Raw genomic sequence first — 18,805 nt, forward strand, 5'->3', positions numbered from 1 at the left:
TCTCAAGTTTAAATGTATGTTCTTTGAAAACTAGATAACAGTGTAGCTCATATTTTTTTAATTTTAGTTTGGTTAAGTTAGAAAGGGCGCACGGTGGATGCCTTGACACTAGGAGTCGATGAAGGACGGGACTAACGCCGATATGCTTCGGGGAGCTGTAAGTAAGCTTTGATCCGAAGATTTCCGAATGGGGAAACCCACTATACGTAATGGTATGGTATCCTTACCTGAATACATAGGGTATGGAAGACAGACCCAGGGAACTGAAACATCTAAGTACCTGGAGGAAGAGAAAGCAAATGCGATTTCCTGAGTAGCGGCGAGCGAAACGGAATCTAGCCCAAACCAAGAGGCTTGCCTCTTGGGGTTGTAGGACATTCTATACGGAGTTACAAAGGAACGAGGTAGACGAAGCGACCTGGAAAGGTCCGTCACAGAGGGTAACAACCCCGTAGTCGAAACTTCGTTCTCTCTTGAATGTATCCTGAGTACGGCGGAACACGTGAAATTCCGTCGGAATCTGGGAGGACCATCTCCCAAGGCTAAATACTCCCTAGTGATCGATAGTGAACCAGTACCGTGAGGGAAAGGTGAAAAGCACCCCGGAAGGGGAGTGAAAGAGATCCTGAAACCGTGTGCCTACAAATAGTCAGAGCCCGTTAATGGGTGATGGCGTGCCTTTTGTAGAATGAACCGGCGAGTTACGATCCCGTGCGAGGTTAAGCTGAAGAGGCGGAGCCGCAGCGAAAGCGAGTCTGAATAGGGCGTTTAGTACGTGGTCGTAGACCCGAAACCAGGTGATCTACCCATGTCCAGGGTGAAGTTCAGGTAACACTGAATGGAGGCCCGAACCCACGCACGTTGAAAAGTGCGGGGATGAGGTGTGGGTAGCGGAGAAATTCCAATCGAACCTGGAGATAGCTGGTTCTCCCCGAAATAGCTTTAGGGCTAGCCTTAAGTGTAAGAGTCTTGGAGGTAGAGCACTGATTGAACTAGGGGTCCTCATCGGATTACCGAATTCAGTCAAACTCCGAATGCCAATGACTTATCCTTAGGAGTCAGACTGCGAGTGATAAGATCCGTAGTCAAGAGGGAAACAGCCCAGATCGCCAGCTAAGGTCCCAAAGTGTGTATTAAGTGGAAAAGGATGTGGAGTTGCTTAGACAACTAGGATGTTGGCTCAGAAGCAGCCACCATTTAAAGAGTGCGTAATAGCTCACTAGTCGAGTGACTCTGCGCCGAAAATGTACCGGGGCTAAATACACCACCGAAGCTGCGAATTGATACCAATGGTATCAGTGGTAGGGGAGCGTTCTAAGTGCAGTGAAGTCAGACCGGAAGGACTGGTGGAGCGCTTAGAAGTGAGAATGCCGGTATGAGTAGCGAAAGACGGGTGAGAATCCCGTCCACCGAATGCCTAAGGTTTCCTGAGGAAGGCTCGTCCGCTCAGGGTTAGTCAGGACCTAAGCCGAGGCCGACAGGCGTAGGCGATGGACAACAGGTTGATATTCCTGTACCACCTCTTTATCGTTTGAGCAATGGAGGGACGCAGAAGGATAGAAGAAGCGTGCGATTGGTTGTGCACGTCCAAGCAGTTAGGCTGATAAGTAGGCAAATCCGCTTATCGTGAAGGCTGAGCTGTGATGGGGAAGCTCCTTATGGAGCGAAGTCTTTGATTCCCCGCTGCCAAGAAAAGCTTCTAGCGAGATAAAAGGTGCCTGTACCGCAAACCGACACAGGTAGGCGAGGAGAGAATCCTAAGGTGTGCGAGAGAACTCTGGTTAAGGAACTCGGCAAAATGACCCCGTAACTTCGGGAGAAGGGGTGCTTTCTTAACGGAAAGCCGCAGTGAATAGGCCCAAGCGACTGTTTAGCAAAAACACAGGTCTCTGCGAAGCCGTAAGGCGAAGTATAGGGGCTGACACCTGCCCGGTGCTGGAAGGTTAAGGAGAGGGGTTAGCGTAAGCGAAGCTCTGAACTGAAGCCCCAGTAAACGGCGGCCGTAACTATAACGGTCCTAAGGTAGCGAAATTCCTTGTCGGGTAAGTTCCGACCCGCACGAAAGGTGTAACGATTTGGGCACTGTCTCAACCAGAGACTCGGTGAAATTATAGTACCTGTGAAGATGCAGGTTACCCGCGACAGGACGGAAAGACCCCGTGGAGCTTTACTGTAGCCTGATATTGAATTTTGGTACAGTTTGTACAGGATAGGCGGGAGCCATTGAAACCGGAGCGCTAGCTTCGGTGGAGGCGCTGGTGGGATACCGCCCTGACTGTATTGAAATTCTAACCTACGGGTCTTATCGACCCGGGAGACAGTGTCAGGTGGGCAGTTTGACTGGGGCGGTCGCCTCCTAAAGTGTAACGGAGGCGCCCAAAGGTTCCCTCAGAATGGTTGGAAATCATTCGTAGAGTGCAAAGGCATAAGGGAGCTTGACTGCGAGACCTACAAGTCGAGCAGGGACGAAAGTCGGGCTTAGTGATCCGGTGGTTCCGCATGGAAGGGCCATCGCTCAACGGATAAAAGCTACCCCGGGGATAACAGGCTTATCTCCCCCAAGAGTCCACATCGACGGGGAGGTTTGGCACCTCGATGTCGGCTCATCGCATCCTGGGGCTGTAGTCGGTCCCAAGGGTTGGGCTGTTCGCCCATTAAAGCGGTACGCGAGCTGGGTTCAGAACGTCGTGAGACAGTTCGGTCCCTATCCGTCGTGGGCGCAGGAAATTTGAGAGGAGCTGTCCTTAGTACGAGAGGACCGGGATGGACGCACCGCTGGTGTACCAGTTGTTCTGCCAAGGGCATAGCTGGGTAGCTATGTGCGGAAGGGATAAGTGCTGAAAGCATCTAAGCATGAAGCCCCCCTCAAGATGAGATTTCCCATAGCGTAAGCTAGTAAGATCCCTGAAAGATGATCAGGTTGATAGGTTCGAGGTGGAAGCATGGTGACATGTGGAGCTGACGAATACTAATAGATCGAGGACTTAACCATATAATATGAAGCAAATGTTATCTAGTTTTGAAGGAATATACCTTCATCAGTTTGGTGATGATGGCAGAGAGGTCACACCCGTTCCCATACCGAACACGGAAGTTAAGCTCTCTAGCGCCGATGGTAGTTGGGACCTTGTCCCTGTGAGAGTAGGACGTCGCCAAGCAAAAACCTAAGTCGTTTCGACTTAGGTTTTTTTGTGTATATTTTTATTTACTGAATGTTAAAATCCATAAATTTAATAAGCCTAAAAACGAAAAAATAATGAAATAGAAACGGTATAAATAAAATTTGGATATTAAAGTGATAAGAAGGTTATAAAGTAATACGTTTAAATATTAATTGAAGGTAAGGATTACCTTTTTATGTTAATTTAGTTGTAGAATAAACAATAATGTTTTTGATCTAATATGAAAAGGTTATGCGAAAAATGGCTGGATGGCTATTTTTCGCATAACCTTTTTGTGGTTTTAAAGGATTTTACTTAAGAAAAAATCTATAATTAAGGTAGTTAACATATATTTTTTGATGGGTGTGGGGGATTATGAAAGAAATATGCATGTTATTAGTGGCTGTTATATTATGGGGGACGGCAATTGCGCCAACGAAATGGGCATTAGAATCTATTCAACCATTTACTTTGTTATTTATTCGTCTTTTCTTCGCAGGGGGAATTTGTATGCTTTTTTCATATGTCCAACTTCAAAAAGCGATCGTACATAAACATATTCCATGGAAAAGAATGAGTTTGCTATCTTTTACTGGTGTAGCTGGGTATTTTATGTTCACATCTTACGGGATTTCTTTAACAAGTGGATTACATGTTAGTATCATTGATGCTGCATTGCCATTAGTTACAATTCTTTTTTCAACGTTCTTTTTGAGAGAGAAAATTCAGCCGAATTATTGGATTGGGATTATATTTGGGGCTATAGGGGTACTTCTTATTACAATTTCATCTAATAATGCTGATCAAGAGGTATCTTTAATAGGAGATATCCTTATTTTATTAAGCACCTTCTTGTTTGCTTTCTATACAGTATTGTTAAAACAGCCGAAACAGGAACAGTATCTATCAAACAAGGTTTTTACAACATTAACTTTAATTATTGGATCGGTTATTTTATTGCCATTTGCAATGGTAGAAACTTTTTATTACGGTTTCCCAAAGATTGAAACCTGGAAGACTGGACTTAGTGTAATGTATCTTGTTATTGGAGCGACAATTTTAGCATATTGGTTTTGGAATAAAGCACTAGAGAGAGTTTCAGCATCAGTAAGTGGATTATATTTAAATGCATTGCCGCTAATAAGTATTGTTGCTTCAATTGTTCTATTAAATGAATCTTTAACGTGGAGAATAGTAATGGGCGGCGGCTTAGTTTTATTTGGAGTGGTATGGGCGGATAAAAGTAAATTAATTGATCTATTTATCATTTCCCGACAGAAAAGTTCCGCCTCAAGGAATGAGTAGGACGATAGTTTAAATGGAGTTCAAAAGTTTAAAGAGTGCATGTATATAATGTGTAATTAAAAGGACGTCTTGTATGTAATGGGACGTCCTTTTTTATTATTTTCATTGAAATAGAGAAATAGGATAACTGAAATTAATATAGAAAATACCTTTGGGAATTATTTTTATTATTAATTGAATAAAAGGTGTTGACGATTAGCCTATAGAGGTGTAGTATAGAACAAGTCGCCGATAGCAATAACGCAGAAAGCGACAAAAGAAATAAAAAAACTTGGTTGACATTGAAATATGAAAATGTTAACATAAGGGAGTCGCAAATGAGCGGCAGACAAGTTCTTTGAAAACTGAACGAAACAAACAACGTGAACGTCAATTTTTATTTTTAGATGCTAGACAAACTAACTTTATTGGAGAGTTTGATCCTGGCTCAGGATGAACGCTGGCGGCGTGCCTAATACATGCAAGTCGAGCGAATGGATTAAGAGCTTGCTCTTATGAAGTTAGCGGCGGACGGGTGAGTAACACGTGGGTAACCTGCCCATAAGACTGGGATAACTCCGGGAAACCGGGGCTAATACCGGATAATATTTTGAACTGCATAGTTCGAAATTGAAAGGCGGCTTCGGCTGTCACTTATGGATGGACCCGCGTCGCATTAGCTAGTTGGTGAGGTAACGGCTCACCAAGGCAACGATGCGTAGCCGACCTGAGAGGGTGATCGGCCACACTGGGACTGAGACACGGCCCAGACTCCTACGGGAGGCAGCAGTAGGGAATCTTCCGCAATGGACGAAAGTCTGACGGAGCAACGCCGCGTGAGTGATGAAGGCTTTCGGGTCGTAAAACTCTGTTGTTAGGGAAGAACAAGTGCTAGTTGAATAAGCTGGCACCTTGACGGTACCTAACCAGAAAGCCACGGCTAACTACGTGCCAGCAGCCGCGGTAATACGTAGGTGGCAAGCGTTATCCGGAATTATTGGGCGTAAAGCGCGCGCAGGTGGTTTCTTAAGTCTGATGTGAAAGCCCACGGCTCAACCGTGGAGGGTCATTGGAAACTGGGAGACTTGAGTGCAGAAGAGGAAAGTGGAATTCCATGTGTAGCGGTGAAATGCGTAGAGATATGGAGGAACACCAGTGGCGAAGGCGACTTTCTGGTCTGTAACTGACACTGAGGCGCGAAAGCGTGGGGAGCAAACAGGATTAGATACCCTGGTAGTCCACGCCGTAAACGATGAGTGCTAAGTGTTAGAGGGTTTCCGCCCTTTAGTGCTGAAGTTAACGCATTAAGCACTCCGCCTGGGGAGTACGGCCGCAAGGCTGAAACTCAAAGGAATTGACGGGGGCCCGCACAAGCGGTGGAGCATGTGGTTTAATTCGAAGCAACGCGAAGAACCTTACCAGGTCTTGACATCCTCTGAAAACTCTAGAGATAGAGCTTCTCCTTCGGGAGCAGAGTGACAGGTGGTGCATGGTTGTCGTCAGCTCGTGTCGTGAGATGTTGGGTTAAGTCCCGCAACGAGCGCAACCCTTGATCTTAGTTGCCATCATTAAGTTGGGCACTCTAAGGTGACTGCCGGTGACAAACCGGAGGAAGGTGGGGATGACGTCAAATCATCATGCCCCTTATGACCTGGGCTACACACGTGCTACAATGGACGGTACAAAGAGCTGCAAGACCGCGAGGTGGAGCTAATCTCATAAAACCGTTCTCAGTTCGGATTGTAGGCTGCAACTCGCCTACATGAAGCTGGAATCGCTAGTAATCGCGGATCAGCATGCCGCGGTGAATACGTTCCCGGGCCTTGTACACACCGCCCGTCACACCACGAGAGTTTGTAACACCCGAAGTCGGTGGGGTAACCTTTATGGAGCCAGCCGCCTAAGGTGGGACAGATGATTGGGGTGAAGTCGTAACAAGGTAGCCGTATCGGAAGGTGCGGCTGGATCACCTCCTTTCTATGGAGAATTGATGAACGCAGTTCATCAATAAACGTTGACTTGTTTTGTTTCGTTCAGTTTTGAGAGAACTATCTCTCAAGTTTAAATGTATGTTCTTTGAAAACTAGATAACAGTGTAGCTCATATTTTTTTAATTTTAGTTTGGTTAAGTTAGAAAGGGCGCACGGTGGATGCCTTGACACTAGGAGTCGATGAAGGACGGGACTAACGCCGATATGCTTCGGGGAGCTGTAAGTAAGCTTTGATCCGAAGATTTCCGAATGGGGAAACCCACTATACGTAATGGTATGGTATCCTTACCTGAATACATAGGGTATGGAAGACAGACCCAGGGAACTGAAACATCTAAGTACCTGGAGGAAGAGAAAGCAAATGCGATTTCCTGAGTAGCGGCGAGCGAAACGGAATCTAGCCCAAACCAAGAGGCTTGCCTCTTGGGGTTGTAGGACATTCTATACGGAGTTACAAAGGAACGAGGTAGACGAAGCGACCTGGAAAGGTCCGTCACAGAGGGTAACAACCCCGTAGTCGAAACTTCGTTCTCTCTTGAATGTATCCTGAGTACGGCGGAACACGTGAAATTCCGTCGGAATCTGGGAGGACCATCTCCCAAGGCTAAATACTCCCTAGTGATCGATAGTGAACCAGTACCGTGAGGGAAAGGTGAAAAGCACCCCGGAAGGGGAGTGAAAGAGATCCTGAAACCGTGTGCCTACAAATAGTCAGAGCCCGTTAATGGGTGATGGCGTGCCTTTTGTAGAATGAACCGGCGAGTTACGATCCCGTGCGAGGTTAAGCTGAAGAGGCGGAGCCGCAGCGAAAGCGAGTCTGAATAGGGCGTTTAGTACGTGGTCGTAGACCCGAAACCAGGTGATCTACCCATGTCCAGGGTGAAGTTCAGGTAACACTGAATGGAGGCCCGAACCCACGCACGTTGAAAAGTGCGGGGATGAGGTGTGGGTAGCGGAGAAATTCCAATCGAACCTGGAGATAGCTGGTTCTCCCCGAAATAGCTTTAGGGCTAGCCTTAAGTGTAAGAGTCTTGGAGGTAGAGCACTGATTGAACTAGGGGTCCTCATCGGATTACCGAATTCAGTCAAACTCCGAATGCCAATGACTTATCCTTAGGAGTCAGACTGCGAGTGATAAGATCCGTAGTCAAGAGGGAAACAGCCCAGATCGCCAGCTAAGGTCCCAAAGTGTGTATTAAGTGGAAAAGGATGTGGAGTTGCTTAGACAACTAGGATGTTGGCTCAGAAGCAGCCACCATTTAAAGAGTGCGTAATAGCTCACTAGTCGAGTGACTCTGCGCCGAAAATGTACCGGGGCTAAATACACCACCGAAGCTGCGAATTGATACCAATGGTATCAGTGGTAGGGGAGCGTTCTAAGTGCAGTGAAGTCAGACCGGAAGGACTGGTGGAGCGCTTAGAAGTGAGAATGCCGGTATGAGTAGCGAAAGACGGGTGAGAATCCCGTCCACCGAATGCCTAAGGTTTCCTGAGGAAGGCTCGTCCGCTCAGGGTTAGTCAGGACCTAAGCCGAGGCCGACAGGCGTAGGCGATGGACAACAGGTTGATATTCCTGTACCACCTCTTTATCGTTTGAGCAATGGAGGGACGCAGAAGGATAGAAGAAGCGTGCGATTGGTTGTGCACGTCCAAGCAGTTAGGCTGATAAGTAGGCAAATCCGCTTATCGTGAAGGCTGAGCTGTGATGGGGAAGCTCCTTATGGAGCGAAGTCTTTGATTCCCCGCTGCCAAGAAAAGCTTCTAGCGAGATAAAAGGTGCCTGTACCGCAAACCGACACAGGTAGGCGAGGAGAGAATCCTAAGGTGTGCGAGAGAACTCTGGTTAAGGAACTCGGCAAAATGACCCCGTAACTTCGGGAGAAGGGGTGCTTTCTTAACGGAAAGCCGCAGTGAATAGGCCCAAGCGACTGTTTAGCAAAAACACAGGTCTCTGCGAAGCCGTAAGGCGAAGTATAGGGGCTGACACCTGCCCGGTGCTGGAAGGTTAAGGAGAGGGGTTAGCGTAAGCGAAGCTCTGAACTGAAGCCCCAGTAAACGGCGGCCGTAACTATAACGGTCCTAAGGTAGCGAAATTCCTTGTCGGGTAAGTTCCGACCCGCACGAAAGGTGTAACGATTTGGGCACTGTCTCAACCAGAGACTCGGTGAAATTATAGTACCTGTGAAGATGCAGGTTACCCGCGACAGGACGGAAAGACCCCGTGGAGCTTTACTGTAGCCTGATATTGAATTTTGGTACAGTTTGTACAGGATAGGCGGGAGCCATTGAAACCGGAGCGCTAGCTTCGGTGGAGGCGCTGGTGGGATACCGCCCTGACTGTATTGAAATTCTAACCTACGGGTCTTATCGACCCGGGAGACAGTGTCAGGTGGGCAGTTTGACTGGGGCGGTCGCCTCCTAAAGTGTAACGGAGGCGCCCAAAGGTTCCCTCAGAATGGTTGGAAATCATTCGTAGAGTGCAAAGGCATAAGGGAGCTTGACTGCGAGACCTACAAGTCGAGCAGGGACGAAAGTCGGGCTTAGTGATCCGGTGGTTCCGCATGGAAGGGCCATCGCTCAACGGATAAAAGCTACCCCGGGGATAACAGGCTTATCTCCCCCAAGAGTCCACATCGACGGGGAGGTTTGGCACCTCGATGTCGGCTCATCGCATCCTGGGGCTGTAGTCGGTCCCAAGGGTTGGGCTGTTCGCCCATTAAAGCGGTACGCGAGCTGGGTTCAGAACGTCGTGAGACAGTTCGGTCCCTATCCGTCGTGGGCGCAGGAAATTTGAGAGGAGCTGTCCTTAGTACGAGAGGACCGGGATGGACGCACCGCTGGTGTACCAGTTGTTCTGCCAAGGGCATAGCTGGGTAGCTATGTGCGGAAGGGATAAGTGCTGAAAGCATCTAAGCATGAAGCCCCCCTCAAGATGAGATTTCCCATAGCGTAAGCTAGTAAGATCCCTGAAAGATGATCAGGTTGATAGGTTCGAGGTGGAAGCATGGTGACATGTGGAGCTGACGAATACTAATAGATCGAGGACTTAACCATATAATATGAAGCAAATGTTATCTAGTTTTGAAGGAATATACCTTCATCAGTTTGGTGATGATGGCAGAGAGGTCACACCCGTTCCCATACCGAACACGGAAGTTAAGCTCTCTAGCGCCGATGGTAGTTGGGACCTTGTCCCTGTGAGAGTAGGACGTCGCCAAGCAAAAACCTAAGTCGTTTCGACTTAGGTTTTTTTGTGCTTATTTTTATTTACCGAAGGTTAAAATCCATAAATTTAATAACGCTAAAGACGAAAAAAGAATGAAATAGAGGCTGTTTAAAATAATGGCAATGATTTTTTGTACTCCTGATTTTCCGAATGCTCCTAAAATAATCCCTAAGATAGGAAAGATTATTTCTATCATAAGTGTATATTTTAAATAATGAGAGTAGAAAAAATGGGATGATATAAATAAGTATTCAATAATTACAGCAATTACTGCGATGGAGAAAAATAAATAGGAAAATAACACAGTTATTTTTTTCACGGTTATTCCTCCTTAGAAATTAAATCGTTATAATATAAGTTCTATTGATGTATAGAACACAAGAGTGTATATATTTTAATTAAAACATTCTGAAGTACCATATAAACAGTTATACGTAAAATAGATCTCTAGAAATATATATTCTAATTCCCTTTCCTTCTTGTATATAGTTGCAATTCTTCTTTTGAATATAACTAAAACACGAACGTTATCGATGACTAATAAAAAAACATTCGATTATTTATTGACATTGTTTATGAAATATTGTTAATATAGCCATAGAAACAATAATATATAAGACCTCATATAATCGCGGGGATATGGCCTGCAAGTCTCTACCTAACGACCGTTATTCGTTAGACTATGAGGGAAAGTCACTCGGTATTTTTCTATTCACAAGGGATACGTATGCCTGAGTAGAGCGCTTTCTCTCATAGTAAAAGAGAAACTGTTCTATTTCAGGCTTTTTTTATTTGAATCGGGGGGATTCTAATATGAAATCACTAGTTGGAGTCATAATGGGAAGCACGTCAGACTGGGAAACAATGAAATATGCTTGTGACATTTTAGATGAATTAAATATACCGTATGAGAAAAAAGTTGTATCCGCTCATCGGACTCCAGATTATATGTTTGAATATGCAGAAACAGCTCGTGAACGTGGATTAAAAGTTATTATTGCTGGAGCTGGTGGAGCAGCACATTTACCAGGAATGGTTGCAGCGAAGACAAATCTTCCTGTAATCGGTGTCCCAGTTCAATCAAAAGCGTTAAACGGCCTAGATTCGTTATTATCCATTGTCCAAATGCCAGGAGGAGTTCCAGTTGCAACTGTTGCAATTGGTAAGGCTGGTTCAACAAATGCTGGATTGCTTGCTGCACAAATACTTGGATCATTTCATGATGACATACATGATGCATTAGAATTGAGACGAGAGGCTATTGAGAAAACTGTGCGTGAAGGTAGTGAGCTAGTATGACGAGAATCATCTTACCTGGAAAAACAATCGGCATTATTGGAGGCGGCCAGCTTGGAAGAATGATGGCACTGGCAGCTAAGGAGATGGGTTATAAAATTGCTGTTTTAGATCCTACAAAGCATTCACCATGTGCACAAGTTGCTGATATTGAGATTGTTGCATCTTATGACGATCTAAAAGCAATTCAGCATTTAGCAGAGATAAGCGACGTTGTCACATATGAATTTGAGAATATTGATTATAGATGTTTACAATGGCTTGAGAAACATGCGTATTTACCACAAGGTAGTCAATTATTAAATAAAACGCAAAATCGTTTTACTGAAAAGAATGCAATTGAAAAAGCGGGGTTACCGGTAGCATCGTATAGATTGGTTCAAAATCAAGATCAACTTACAGAAGCAATTAAAGAGTTATCTTTCCCTTCTGTCTTAAAAACAACGACAGGTGGATACGATGGTAAAGGGCAAGTGGTTTTAAAGAGTGCAGCTGATGTTGTGAGAGCAAAAGAGCTTACTAATAAAGCAGAATGCATTCTTGAAAAATGGGTACCTTTTGAAAAAGAAATATCAGTTATTGTAACTCGTAGTGTAAGTGGTGAAACGAAAGTATTTCCCGTAGCGGAAAATATTCATGTAAATAACATTTTGCATGAATCTATCGTTCCAGCTCGCATTACAGAGGAACTTTCTCAAAAAGCAATTGCTTATGCAAAAGTGCTCGCGGATGAACTAGAACTTGTGGGAACACTAGCGGTAGAGATGTTTGCTACAGCTGACGGTGAGATTTACATTAATGAATTAGCACCAAGACCTCACAATTCAGGACACTATACACAGGATGCATGTGAAACGAGTCAATTTGGTCAACATATTCGAGCAATCTGTAATTTACCTCTTGGAGAAACAAATTTGTTAAAACCAGTTGTCATGGTAAACATTTTAGGCGAACATATAGAAGGGGTCCTAGGACAAGTGAATAGACTAACCGGGTGCTATTTACACTTGTATGGAAAAGAAGAAGCAAAAGCGCAGCGGAAAATGGGGCATGTTAATATTTTAAATGATAATATTGAAGTCGCTCTAGAAAAAGCGAAGAGTTTGCATATTTGGGACCATCAAGAACAACTGTTGGAGGGAAAAAGATGATTAATCGTTATACACGCCCTGAAATGGGTGCGATTTGGACGGAAGAGAACAAATTTAAAGCGTGGTTAGAAGTTGAGATTTTAGCTTGTGAAGCATGGGCTGAGCTTGGCGATATTCCAAAAGAAGATGTTAAAAAAATTCGGGAGCATGCATCATTTGATATTGATCGTATTTATGAAATTGAAAAAGAAACACGTCATGACGTAGTTGCTTTCACTCGTGCTGTATCAGAAACACCAACATTAGGTGAAGAACGTAAATGGGTTCATTACGGTCTAACATCTACAGACGTAGTAGATACAGCTTTATCTTACATCTTAAAACAAGCAAATGAAATCTTGTTAAAAGACTTAGAAAACTTCGTTAGCATTTTAGCTAACAAAGCGAAAGAGCATAAATACACGATTATGATGGGAAGAACGCACGGTGTTCATGCAGAACCAACGACATTTGGTTTAAAACTTGGTCTTTGGTATGAAGAAATGAAACGTAACGTAGAGCGTTTCAAACAAGCTGCTGATACAGTTCGCGTTGGTAAATTATCTGGTGCGGTTGGTACATATGCAAATATTGATCCATTCGTAGAAAAGTATGTTTGTGAAAACTTAGGATTAGAAGCAGCACCAATTTCAACACAAACATTGCAACGTGATCGTCATGCACATTACATGTCAACACTTGCACTAATCGCAACATCTGTTGAGAAGATGGCAGTTGAGATTCGTGGTTTACAAAAGAGTGAAACACGTGAAGTTGAAGAGGCTTTCGCAAAAGGTCAAAAAGGTTCTTCTGCAATGCCGCATAAACGTAATCCAATTGGATCTGAAAATATGACTGGTTTAGCTCGTGTTATCCGCGGTTATATGATGACAGCTTACGAGAATGTTCCGTTATGGCATGAGCGTGATATCTCTCACTCTTCTGCAGAACGCGTAATTTTACCAGATGCTACAATCGCGTTAAATTACATGTTAAATCGCTTTGGTAATATCGTTAAAAATTTAACTGTATTCCCAGAGAATATGAAACGCAATATGACAAGAACATACGGATTAATTTACTCTCAACGCGTAATGCTTACACTAATTGACAAAGGTCTGGTACGTGAAGAAGCTTATGATATCGTACAGCCTAAAGCAATGGAAGCTTGGGAAACACAAGTGCAATTTAAAGAGCTTGTAGAAGCTGACGAGCGTATTACAAGTAAGTTAACGCAAGAGGAAATTAACGAATGTTTCAATTATGAACATCATATGCAACACGTTGATACAATCTTTGAACGCCTTGGATTAAACGAAGCGTAAAATTTTATATGGCACAGAATAGAGTCATTCTGTGCCATTCTTTATAAAAATATTATTCACATTTTTCAAACTACAGGGGGCTTGCGAAATGCAAAAGCTAGAATTGCTGTATGAAGGTAAGGCAAAAAGAATTTATCGTACAGAATCAGCAGATATGGTTTGGGTAGAGTACAAAGATAGTGCGACTGCTTTCAATGGGGAGAAAAAAGAGACGATTACAGGAAAAGGTCGTTTGAACAATGAGATTACAACTTTATTGTTCAGAATGTTACAAGAAGTAGGAATAAAAACACATTTTGTTGAGAAGTTATCTGAAACAGAGCAACTTGTAAAAAAAGTGAGTATTATTCCTTTAGAAGTTGTCACAAGAAATGTAATTGCAGGAAGCCTTTCAAAACGATTAGGAATGGAAGAGGGAACTGTACTTGCAGAACCAATCGTAGAATTTTACTTCAAAGATGATGATTTAGGAGATCCGCTTGTAACGGAAGATCATATTCGTGTATTAAACGTTGCGTCACCAGAGCAAGTAAGCGTATTAAGAGATATGGCTCTACAAATCAATCAAGTATTGATTGAGCATTTCGCAAGCTGTCGTGTAAGATTAATAGATTTTAAATTAGAGTTTGGTGTAACGGAAGAAGGAGAAATCATATTAGCGGATGAGATTTCACCAGATACTTGCCGTTTATGGGATGAAACGAGCAATGAAAAGTTTGATAAAGACGTATTCCGTCGCGATCTTGGAAATTTAACAGAAGCTTATGAAGAGATTTTAAAACGTTTAGGGGGAATTTCACATGTATAAAGTTAAGGTATATGTAACGTTAAGAGAAAGCGTATTAGATCCACAAGGAACAGCAGTAAAAGGGGCACTTCATAGTCTTTCGTTCACAGAAGTACAAGACGTTCGAATCGGAAAATATATGGAATTAACAATTGATAAATCAGTATCTGACCTTGACGCAAAGGTAAAAGAAATGTGTGAAAAACTATTAACAAACGTTGTAATGGAAGACTTCCGTTATGAAGTTGAGGAGGTTGTCGCACAGTGAAATTTGCAGTCATAGTATTCCCAGGTTCGAACTGTGATGTCGATATGTTCCATGCAATTAAAGATGAGCTTGGTGAAGAAGTAGATTACGTTTGGCACGATAGAGAGAATTTAGATGAGTACGATGCGATTCTACTACCAGGTGGATTCTCTTACGGTGACTACTTACGATGTGGGGCTATTTCTCGCTTTGCTAATGCAATGAAAGCAGTGCAAAAAGCTGCTGAGCAAGGAAAACCAATTTTAGGGGTGTGTAATGGATTCCAGATTCTTGTTGAATCAGGATTACTACCAGGAGCACTAATGAGAAATGAAAATTTAAAATTTATGTGTCGCACTGTTCAGTTACGTGTTGAAAATAACGAAACGATGTTTACATCACAATATGAAAAAGATGAAGTAATCAATATTCCAATTGCACATGGTGAAGGGAATTACTATTGTGATGAAGCGACTCTTAAACAATTAGAAGAGAATAATCAAATCGCATTCCGTTATGTAGAAAATCCGAACGGTAGCGTTTCAGATATTGCTGGTATTGTAAATGAAAAGGGAAATGTACTTGGTATGATGCCACACCCAGAGCGTGCTGTAGATGAATTGCTTGGTGGTGCTGAAGGGTTAAAAGTCTTTCAATCTATCTTAAAACAGTGGAGGGAAACATATGTCGTTAATGCTTGAACCAAATCCAACACAAATTAAAGAAGAGCGTATATATGCGGAAATGGGGCTAACAGACGAAGAGTTTGCCATGGTTGAAAAGATTCTAGGCCGTTTGCCGAATTATACAGAAACGGGACTATTCTCTGTTATGTGGTCTGAACATTGTAGTTATAAAAATTCAAAGCCAGTTCTTCGTAAGTTTCCAACGACAGGTGAGCGTGTCTTACAAGGACCTGGAGAAGGCGCTGGAATTGTAGATATCGGTGATAATCAAGCGGTTGTATTTAAAATGGAAAGTCATAACCATCCTTCTGCAATTGAGCCATATCAAGGGGCGGCAACAGGTGTCGGCGGTATTATTCGCGATGTATTCTCTATGGGCGCACGTCCGGTAGCTCTATTAAACTCACTTCGTTTCGGTGAATTACAATCACCACGTGTGAAATATTTATTCGAAGAAGTAGTAGCAGGAATAGCAGGATACGGTAACTGCATCGGGATTCCTACTGTTGGTGGAGAAGTACAGTTTGATCCATGTTATGAAGGAAATCCACTTGTAAATGCAATGTGCGTAGGTTTAATTAACCATGAAGATATTAAAAAAGGGCAAGCGCATGGTGCTGGTAATACAGTAATGTACGTAGGAGCATCAACTGGTCGTGATGGTATTCACGGTGCAACATTCGCATCTGAAGAGCTATCTGAAAGCTCAGAAGCGAAACGTCCGGCAGTTCAAGTAGGAGATCCATTTATGGAGAAACTTCTTATTGAAGCTTGCTTAGAACTTATTCAGTCGGATGCACTTGTTGGAATTCAAGATATGGGAGCTGCTGGTTTAACTTCATCTTCTGCAGAAATGGCAAGTAAAGCAGGTATGGGTATTGAAATGTACTTAGATGATGTACCACAGCGTGAAACGGGAATGACACCATATGAAATGATGCTATCTGAATCACAAGAGCGTATGTTAATTGTTATAAAAAAAGGTAGAGAGCAAGAAATAGTAGATTTATTTGAGAAGTATGGTCTTGCAGCAGTTACGATGGGGAAAGTAACGGAAGACAAAATGCTTCGTTTATTCCATAAAGATGTAATGGTAGCTGAAGTACCAGCAGATGCTCTTGCAGAAGAAGCACCAATTTATTATAAGCCATCAAAAGAAGCAGCATACTTTGCTGAGTTCCAGCAGATGAAAATGGAAACACCAAAAGTAGAAGACTATAAAGAAACGTTATTCGCTTTGCTACAACAACCGACAATTGCAAGTAAAGAGTGGGTATATGATCAATATGATTATCAAGTACGCACAAGCACAGTTGTTACACCAGGTTCAGATGCAGCGGTTGTACGTGTACGCGGTACAGAAAAAGGATTAGCAATGACGACGGATTGTAACTCTCGCTACATTTATTTAGATCCAGAAGTGGGCGGTAAAATTGCAGTAGCAGAGGCAGCACGTAATATCGTATGTTCTGGCGGAGAACCACTTGCAATTACAGATTGCTTAAACTTTGGTAACCCAGAAAAACCAGAAATCTTCTGGCAAATTGAGAAATCAGTAGACGGTATGAGTGAAGCATGTCGCACACTACAAACGCCAGTTATCGGCGGGAATGTATCAATGTATAACGAGCGTAGCGGTGAAGCTGTATATCCAACACCAACTGTTGGGATGGTTGGTCTTGTACATGATTTAAAACACGTAACAACACAAGAATTTAAGCAAGCTGGCGATTTAGTTTACGTAATCGGAGAGACGAAAGCTGAGTTTGGTGGAAGTGAATTACAGAAAATGGTCCACGGCAAAATTTTCGGCCAATCACCAAGTATCGATCTAGATGTAGAATTAAAACGTCAAAAACAAGTATTAGAAGCAATTCAAGCTGGCCTTGTTCAATCTGCACATGATGTTGCTGAAGGTGGTTTAGCAGTTGCAATTTCTGAAAGTGCAATTGGTGCTAACGGTTTAGGTGCTACTGTGAAATTAGACGGAGAAGCAACGGCGGTATTATTTGCGGAATCACAATCTCGCTTCGTTCTAACTGTAAAACGTGAAAATAAAGAAGCGTTCGAGAAAGTCGTTGAAGCAATTCAAGTTGGAGAAGTAACAAATACAAATGAAGTAACAATTCATAATGAAGAAAATGAAGTATTACTTACAGCAAATGTAGATGAAATGAGAAAGGCTTGGAAAGGGGCAATCCCATGCTTGCTGAAATAAAGGGGTTAAATGAAGAATGTGGCGTTTTCGGAATTTGGGGGCATGAAAATGCAGCACAAGTTTCGTACTACGGATTGCACAGTTTGCAGCATCGTGGACAAGAGGGCGCAGGCATTGTTGTAAATAATGGGGAAAAGATCATCGGTCACAAGGGGTTAGGTTTAATATCAGAAGTGTTTTCAAGAGGTGAGCTAGAAGGATTAAACGGAAAATCAGCAATCGGACACGTACGATATGCGACAGCTGGTGGAAGTGAAGTTGCTAACGTTCAGCCATTATTATTCCGTTTTTCTGATCACAGTATGGCGCTAGCTCATAACGGAAATTTAATTAACGCAAAAATGCTTCGCCGTGAATTAGAGGCAGAGGGAAGTATTTTTCAAACAAGTTCAGATACAGAAGTACTTTTACATCTCATTAAACGTAGTACGAAAGATTCTTTAATTGAAAGTGTAAAAGAAGCTCTAAATAAAGTGAAAGGTGCGTTCGCATATCTTTTACTAACTGGAAATGAAATGATTGTTGCGCTAGATCCGAACGGGTTCCGTCCTCTTTCAATTGGAAAGATGGGGGATGCTTACGTTGTAGCATCAGAAACATGTGCTTTCGATGTAGTAGGTGCAACATTCATTCGTGATGTAGAACCTGGTGAATTACTTATCATCAATGATGAAGGAATTCACGTAGATCGTTTTACAAATGAAGTAGATCATGCAATTTGTAGTATGGAGTATATTTACTTTGCACGTCCGGATTCTAATATTGCAGGTATTAACGTTCATGCAGCACGTAAAAACATGGGGAAACGCTTAGCGGCAGAAGCTCCTATTGAAGCTGATGTTGTTACTGGTGTACCAGACTCTAGTATTTCAGCTGCGATCGGCTATGCGGAGGCAACAGGCATTCCGTATGAGTTAGGATTAATTAAAAATCGTTACGTTGGACGTACATTTATTCAACCTTCTCAAGAACTGCGCGAGCAAGGGGTAAAGATGAAGCTTTCCGCAGTAAGAGGTGTAGTTGAAGGGAAACGAGTTGTTATGATTGACGACTCTATCGTAAGAGGAACGACAAGTAAACGAATTGTTCGTATGCTTCGTGAGGCTGGAGCGACAGAGGTTCATGTAAGAATTGCTTCACCGCCTCTTAAGTATCCATGTTTCTATGGCATTGATATTCAAACGAGAAAAGAATTAATTGCAGCAAATAATACAGTAGAAGAAATCCGTGAAATAATCGGAGCAGACTCTTTAACATTTTTAAGCGAAGATGGATTAGTAGATGCAATTGGACGTCCATATGAAGGGAAATATGGCGGTCTATGTATGGCTTACTTCAATGGAGACTATCCAACAGCTCTTTATGATTATGAGCAAGAGCTTTTAGAAAGTATGAAATAAGAAAGTGAAAAAAGCTTCTACTTCTTTTGATGTAGAAGCTAGCTTCTTTCTTAA

Annotated in this window: 10 protein-coding genes, 5 rRNA genes and 1 riboswitch; of the genes, 14 read left to right on the forward strand and 1 reads right to left on the reverse strand. The window is 42.9% G+C overall.

Translation table 11 applies throughout. From position 1 onward, the window contains the following. Positions 1-70: 70 nt before the first annotated feature. The 6 genes from EXW56_RS01710 to rrf (EXW56_RS01735) all read left to right on the forward strand — a co-directional run bounded on the left by EXW56_RS01710 (position 71) and on the right by rrf (EXW56_RS01735) (position 9,656). Positions 71-2,992 (forward strand): 23S ribosomal RNA (locus EXW56_RS01710). Between the two features lie 50 nt (positions 2,993-3,042). Then, a 5S ribosomal RNA gene (gene rrf, locus EXW56_RS01715) occupies positions 3,043-3,158 on the forward strand. A 378-nt stretch (positions 3,159-3,536) separates the two neighbouring features. After that, positions 3,537-4,466 (forward strand): DMT family transporter, encoded by a 930-nt coding sequence (locus EXW56_RS01720; RefSeq protein ID WP_002201975.1) that lies wholly within the window; start codon positions 3,537-3,539, stop codon positions 4,464-4,466. 404 nt (positions 4,467-4,870) lie between these two features. Beyond that, positions 4,871-6,422 (forward strand): 16S ribosomal RNA (locus EXW56_RS01725). A 146-nt stretch (positions 6,423-6,568) separates the two neighbouring features. Next, positions 6,569-9,490 (forward strand): 23S ribosomal RNA (locus EXW56_RS01730). Positions 9,491-9,540: 50 nt separating this feature from the next. Then, a 5S ribosomal RNA gene (gene rrf, locus EXW56_RS01735) occupies positions 9,541-9,656 on the forward strand. The 16S, 23S and 5S rRNA genes sit together here, the layout of an rRNA operon. A 43-nt stretch (positions 9,657-9,699) precedes the next feature. On the opposite strand, the gene EXW56_RS01740 is transcribed toward rrf (EXW56_RS01735), so the two are convergent. Continuing rightward, positions 9,700-9,981, reverse strand: coding sequence for a hypothetical protein (locus EXW56_RS01740; RefSeq protein WP_098988278.1), 282 nt, complete (start codon positions 9,979-9,981; stop codon positions 9,700-9,702). Positions 9,982-10,263: 282 nt separating this feature from the next. Next, positions 10,264-10,365, forward strand: a riboswitch (purine riboswitch). Between the two features lie 110 nt (positions 10,366-10,475). Here EXW56_RS01740 and purE point away from each other — a divergent pair. The 8 genes from purE (at position 10,476) to purF (ending at position 18,751) form a co-directional block, all read left to right on the forward strand. Then, complete coding sequence (gene purE / locus EXW56_RS01745; RefSeq protein ID WP_002010008.1) at positions 10,476-10,961, forward strand: 5-(carboxyamino)imidazole ribonucleotide mutase; 486 nt, start codon at positions 10,476-10,478, stop codon at positions 10,959-10,961. After that, the gene (gene purK / locus EXW56_RS01750) at positions 10,958-12,109 is read left to right on the forward strand and encodes a 5-(carboxyamino)imidazole ribonucleotide synthase (RefSeq protein ID WP_215597142.1); all 1,152 of its coding nucleotides are present in this window, start codon (positions 10,958-10,960) and stop codon (positions 12,107-12,109) included. Before purE ends, purK begins: the two co-directional genes overlap by 4 nt. Continuing rightward, positions 12,106-13,413, forward strand: a complete 1,308-nt coding sequence (gene purB / locus EXW56_RS01755) for an adenylosuccinate lyase (protein WP_002091361.1) — start codon at positions 12,106-12,108, stop codon at positions 13,411-13,413. Before purK ends, purB begins: the two co-directional genes overlap by 4 nt. An 88-nt stretch (positions 13,414-13,501) precedes the next feature. Further along, on the forward strand, positions 13,502-14,221 hold the full coding sequence (gene purC, locus EXW56_RS01760) for a phosphoribosylaminoimidazolesuccinocarboxamide synthase (RefSeq protein ID WP_002113472.1): 720 nt from the start codon (positions 13,502-13,504) through the stop codon (positions 14,219-14,221). Continuing rightward, positions 14,214-14,468: a phosphoribosylformylglycinamidine synthase subunit PurS gene (gene purS, locus EXW56_RS01765; protein WP_000278821.1), complete on the forward strand. Its 255-nt coding sequence runs from the start codon at positions 14,214-14,216 to the stop codon at positions 14,466-14,468. Before purC ends, purS begins: the two co-directional genes overlap by 8 nt. Next, positions 14,465-15,148, forward strand: coding sequence for a phosphoribosylformylglycinamidine synthase subunit PurQ (gene purQ, locus EXW56_RS01770; protein ID WP_000666771.1), 684 nt, complete (start codon positions 14,465-14,467; stop codon positions 15,146-15,148). Before purS ends, purQ begins: the two co-directional genes overlap by 4 nt. Next, positions 15,132-17,351 (forward strand): phosphoribosylformylglycinamidine synthase II, encoded by a 2,220-nt coding sequence (purL, locus tag EXW56_RS01775; RefSeq protein ID WP_098988280.1) that lies wholly within the window; start codon positions 15,132-15,134, stop codon positions 17,349-17,351. Before purQ ends, purL begins: the two co-directional genes overlap by 17 nt. Then, positions 17,336-18,751: an amidophosphoribosyltransferase gene (purF, locus tag EXW56_RS01780; protein WP_002201971.1), complete on the forward strand. Its 1,416-nt coding sequence runs from the start codon at positions 17,336-17,338 to the stop codon at positions 18,749-18,751. The genes purL and purF overlap by 16 nt, the downstream gene beginning before the upstream one ends. Positions 18,752-18,805 lie beyond the last annotated feature (54 nt).

The organism is Bacillus mycoides, assembly GCF_018742245.1.
Classification (GTDB): Bacteria; Bacillota; Bacilli; order Bacillales; family Bacillaceae_G; genus Bacillus_A; species Bacillus_A cereus_U.

Coding starts and splice junctions, on each gene's coding strand:
- EXW56_RS01720 (WP_002201975.1), top strand. CDS start 3,537: ATGAAAGAAATATGCATGTTATTAGTGGCTGTTATATTATGGGGGACG.
- purE (WP_002010008.1), top strand. CDS start 10,476: ATGAAATCACTAGTTGGAGTCATAATGGGAAGCACGTCAGACTGGGAA.
- purK (WP_215597142.1), top strand. CDS start 10,958: ATGACGAGAATCATCTTACCTGGAAAAACAATCGGCATTATTGGAGGC.
- purB (WP_002091361.1), top strand. CDS start 12,106: ATGATTAATCGTTATACACGCCCTGAAATGGGTGCGATTTGGACGGAA.
- purC (WP_002113472.1), top strand. CDS start 13,502: ATGCAAAAGCTAGAATTGCTGTATGAAGGTAAGGCAAAAAGAATTTAT.
- purS (WP_000278821.1), top strand. CDS start 14,214: ATGTATAAAGTTAAGGTATATGTAACGTTAAGAGAAAGCGTATTAGAT.
- purL (WP_098988280.1), top strand. CDS start 15,132: ATGTCGTTAATGCTTGAACCAAATCCAACACAAATTAAAGAAGAGCGT.
- purF (WP_002201971.1), top strand. CDS start 17,336: ATGCTTGCTGAAATAAAGGGGTTAAATGAAGAATGTGGCGTTTTCGGA.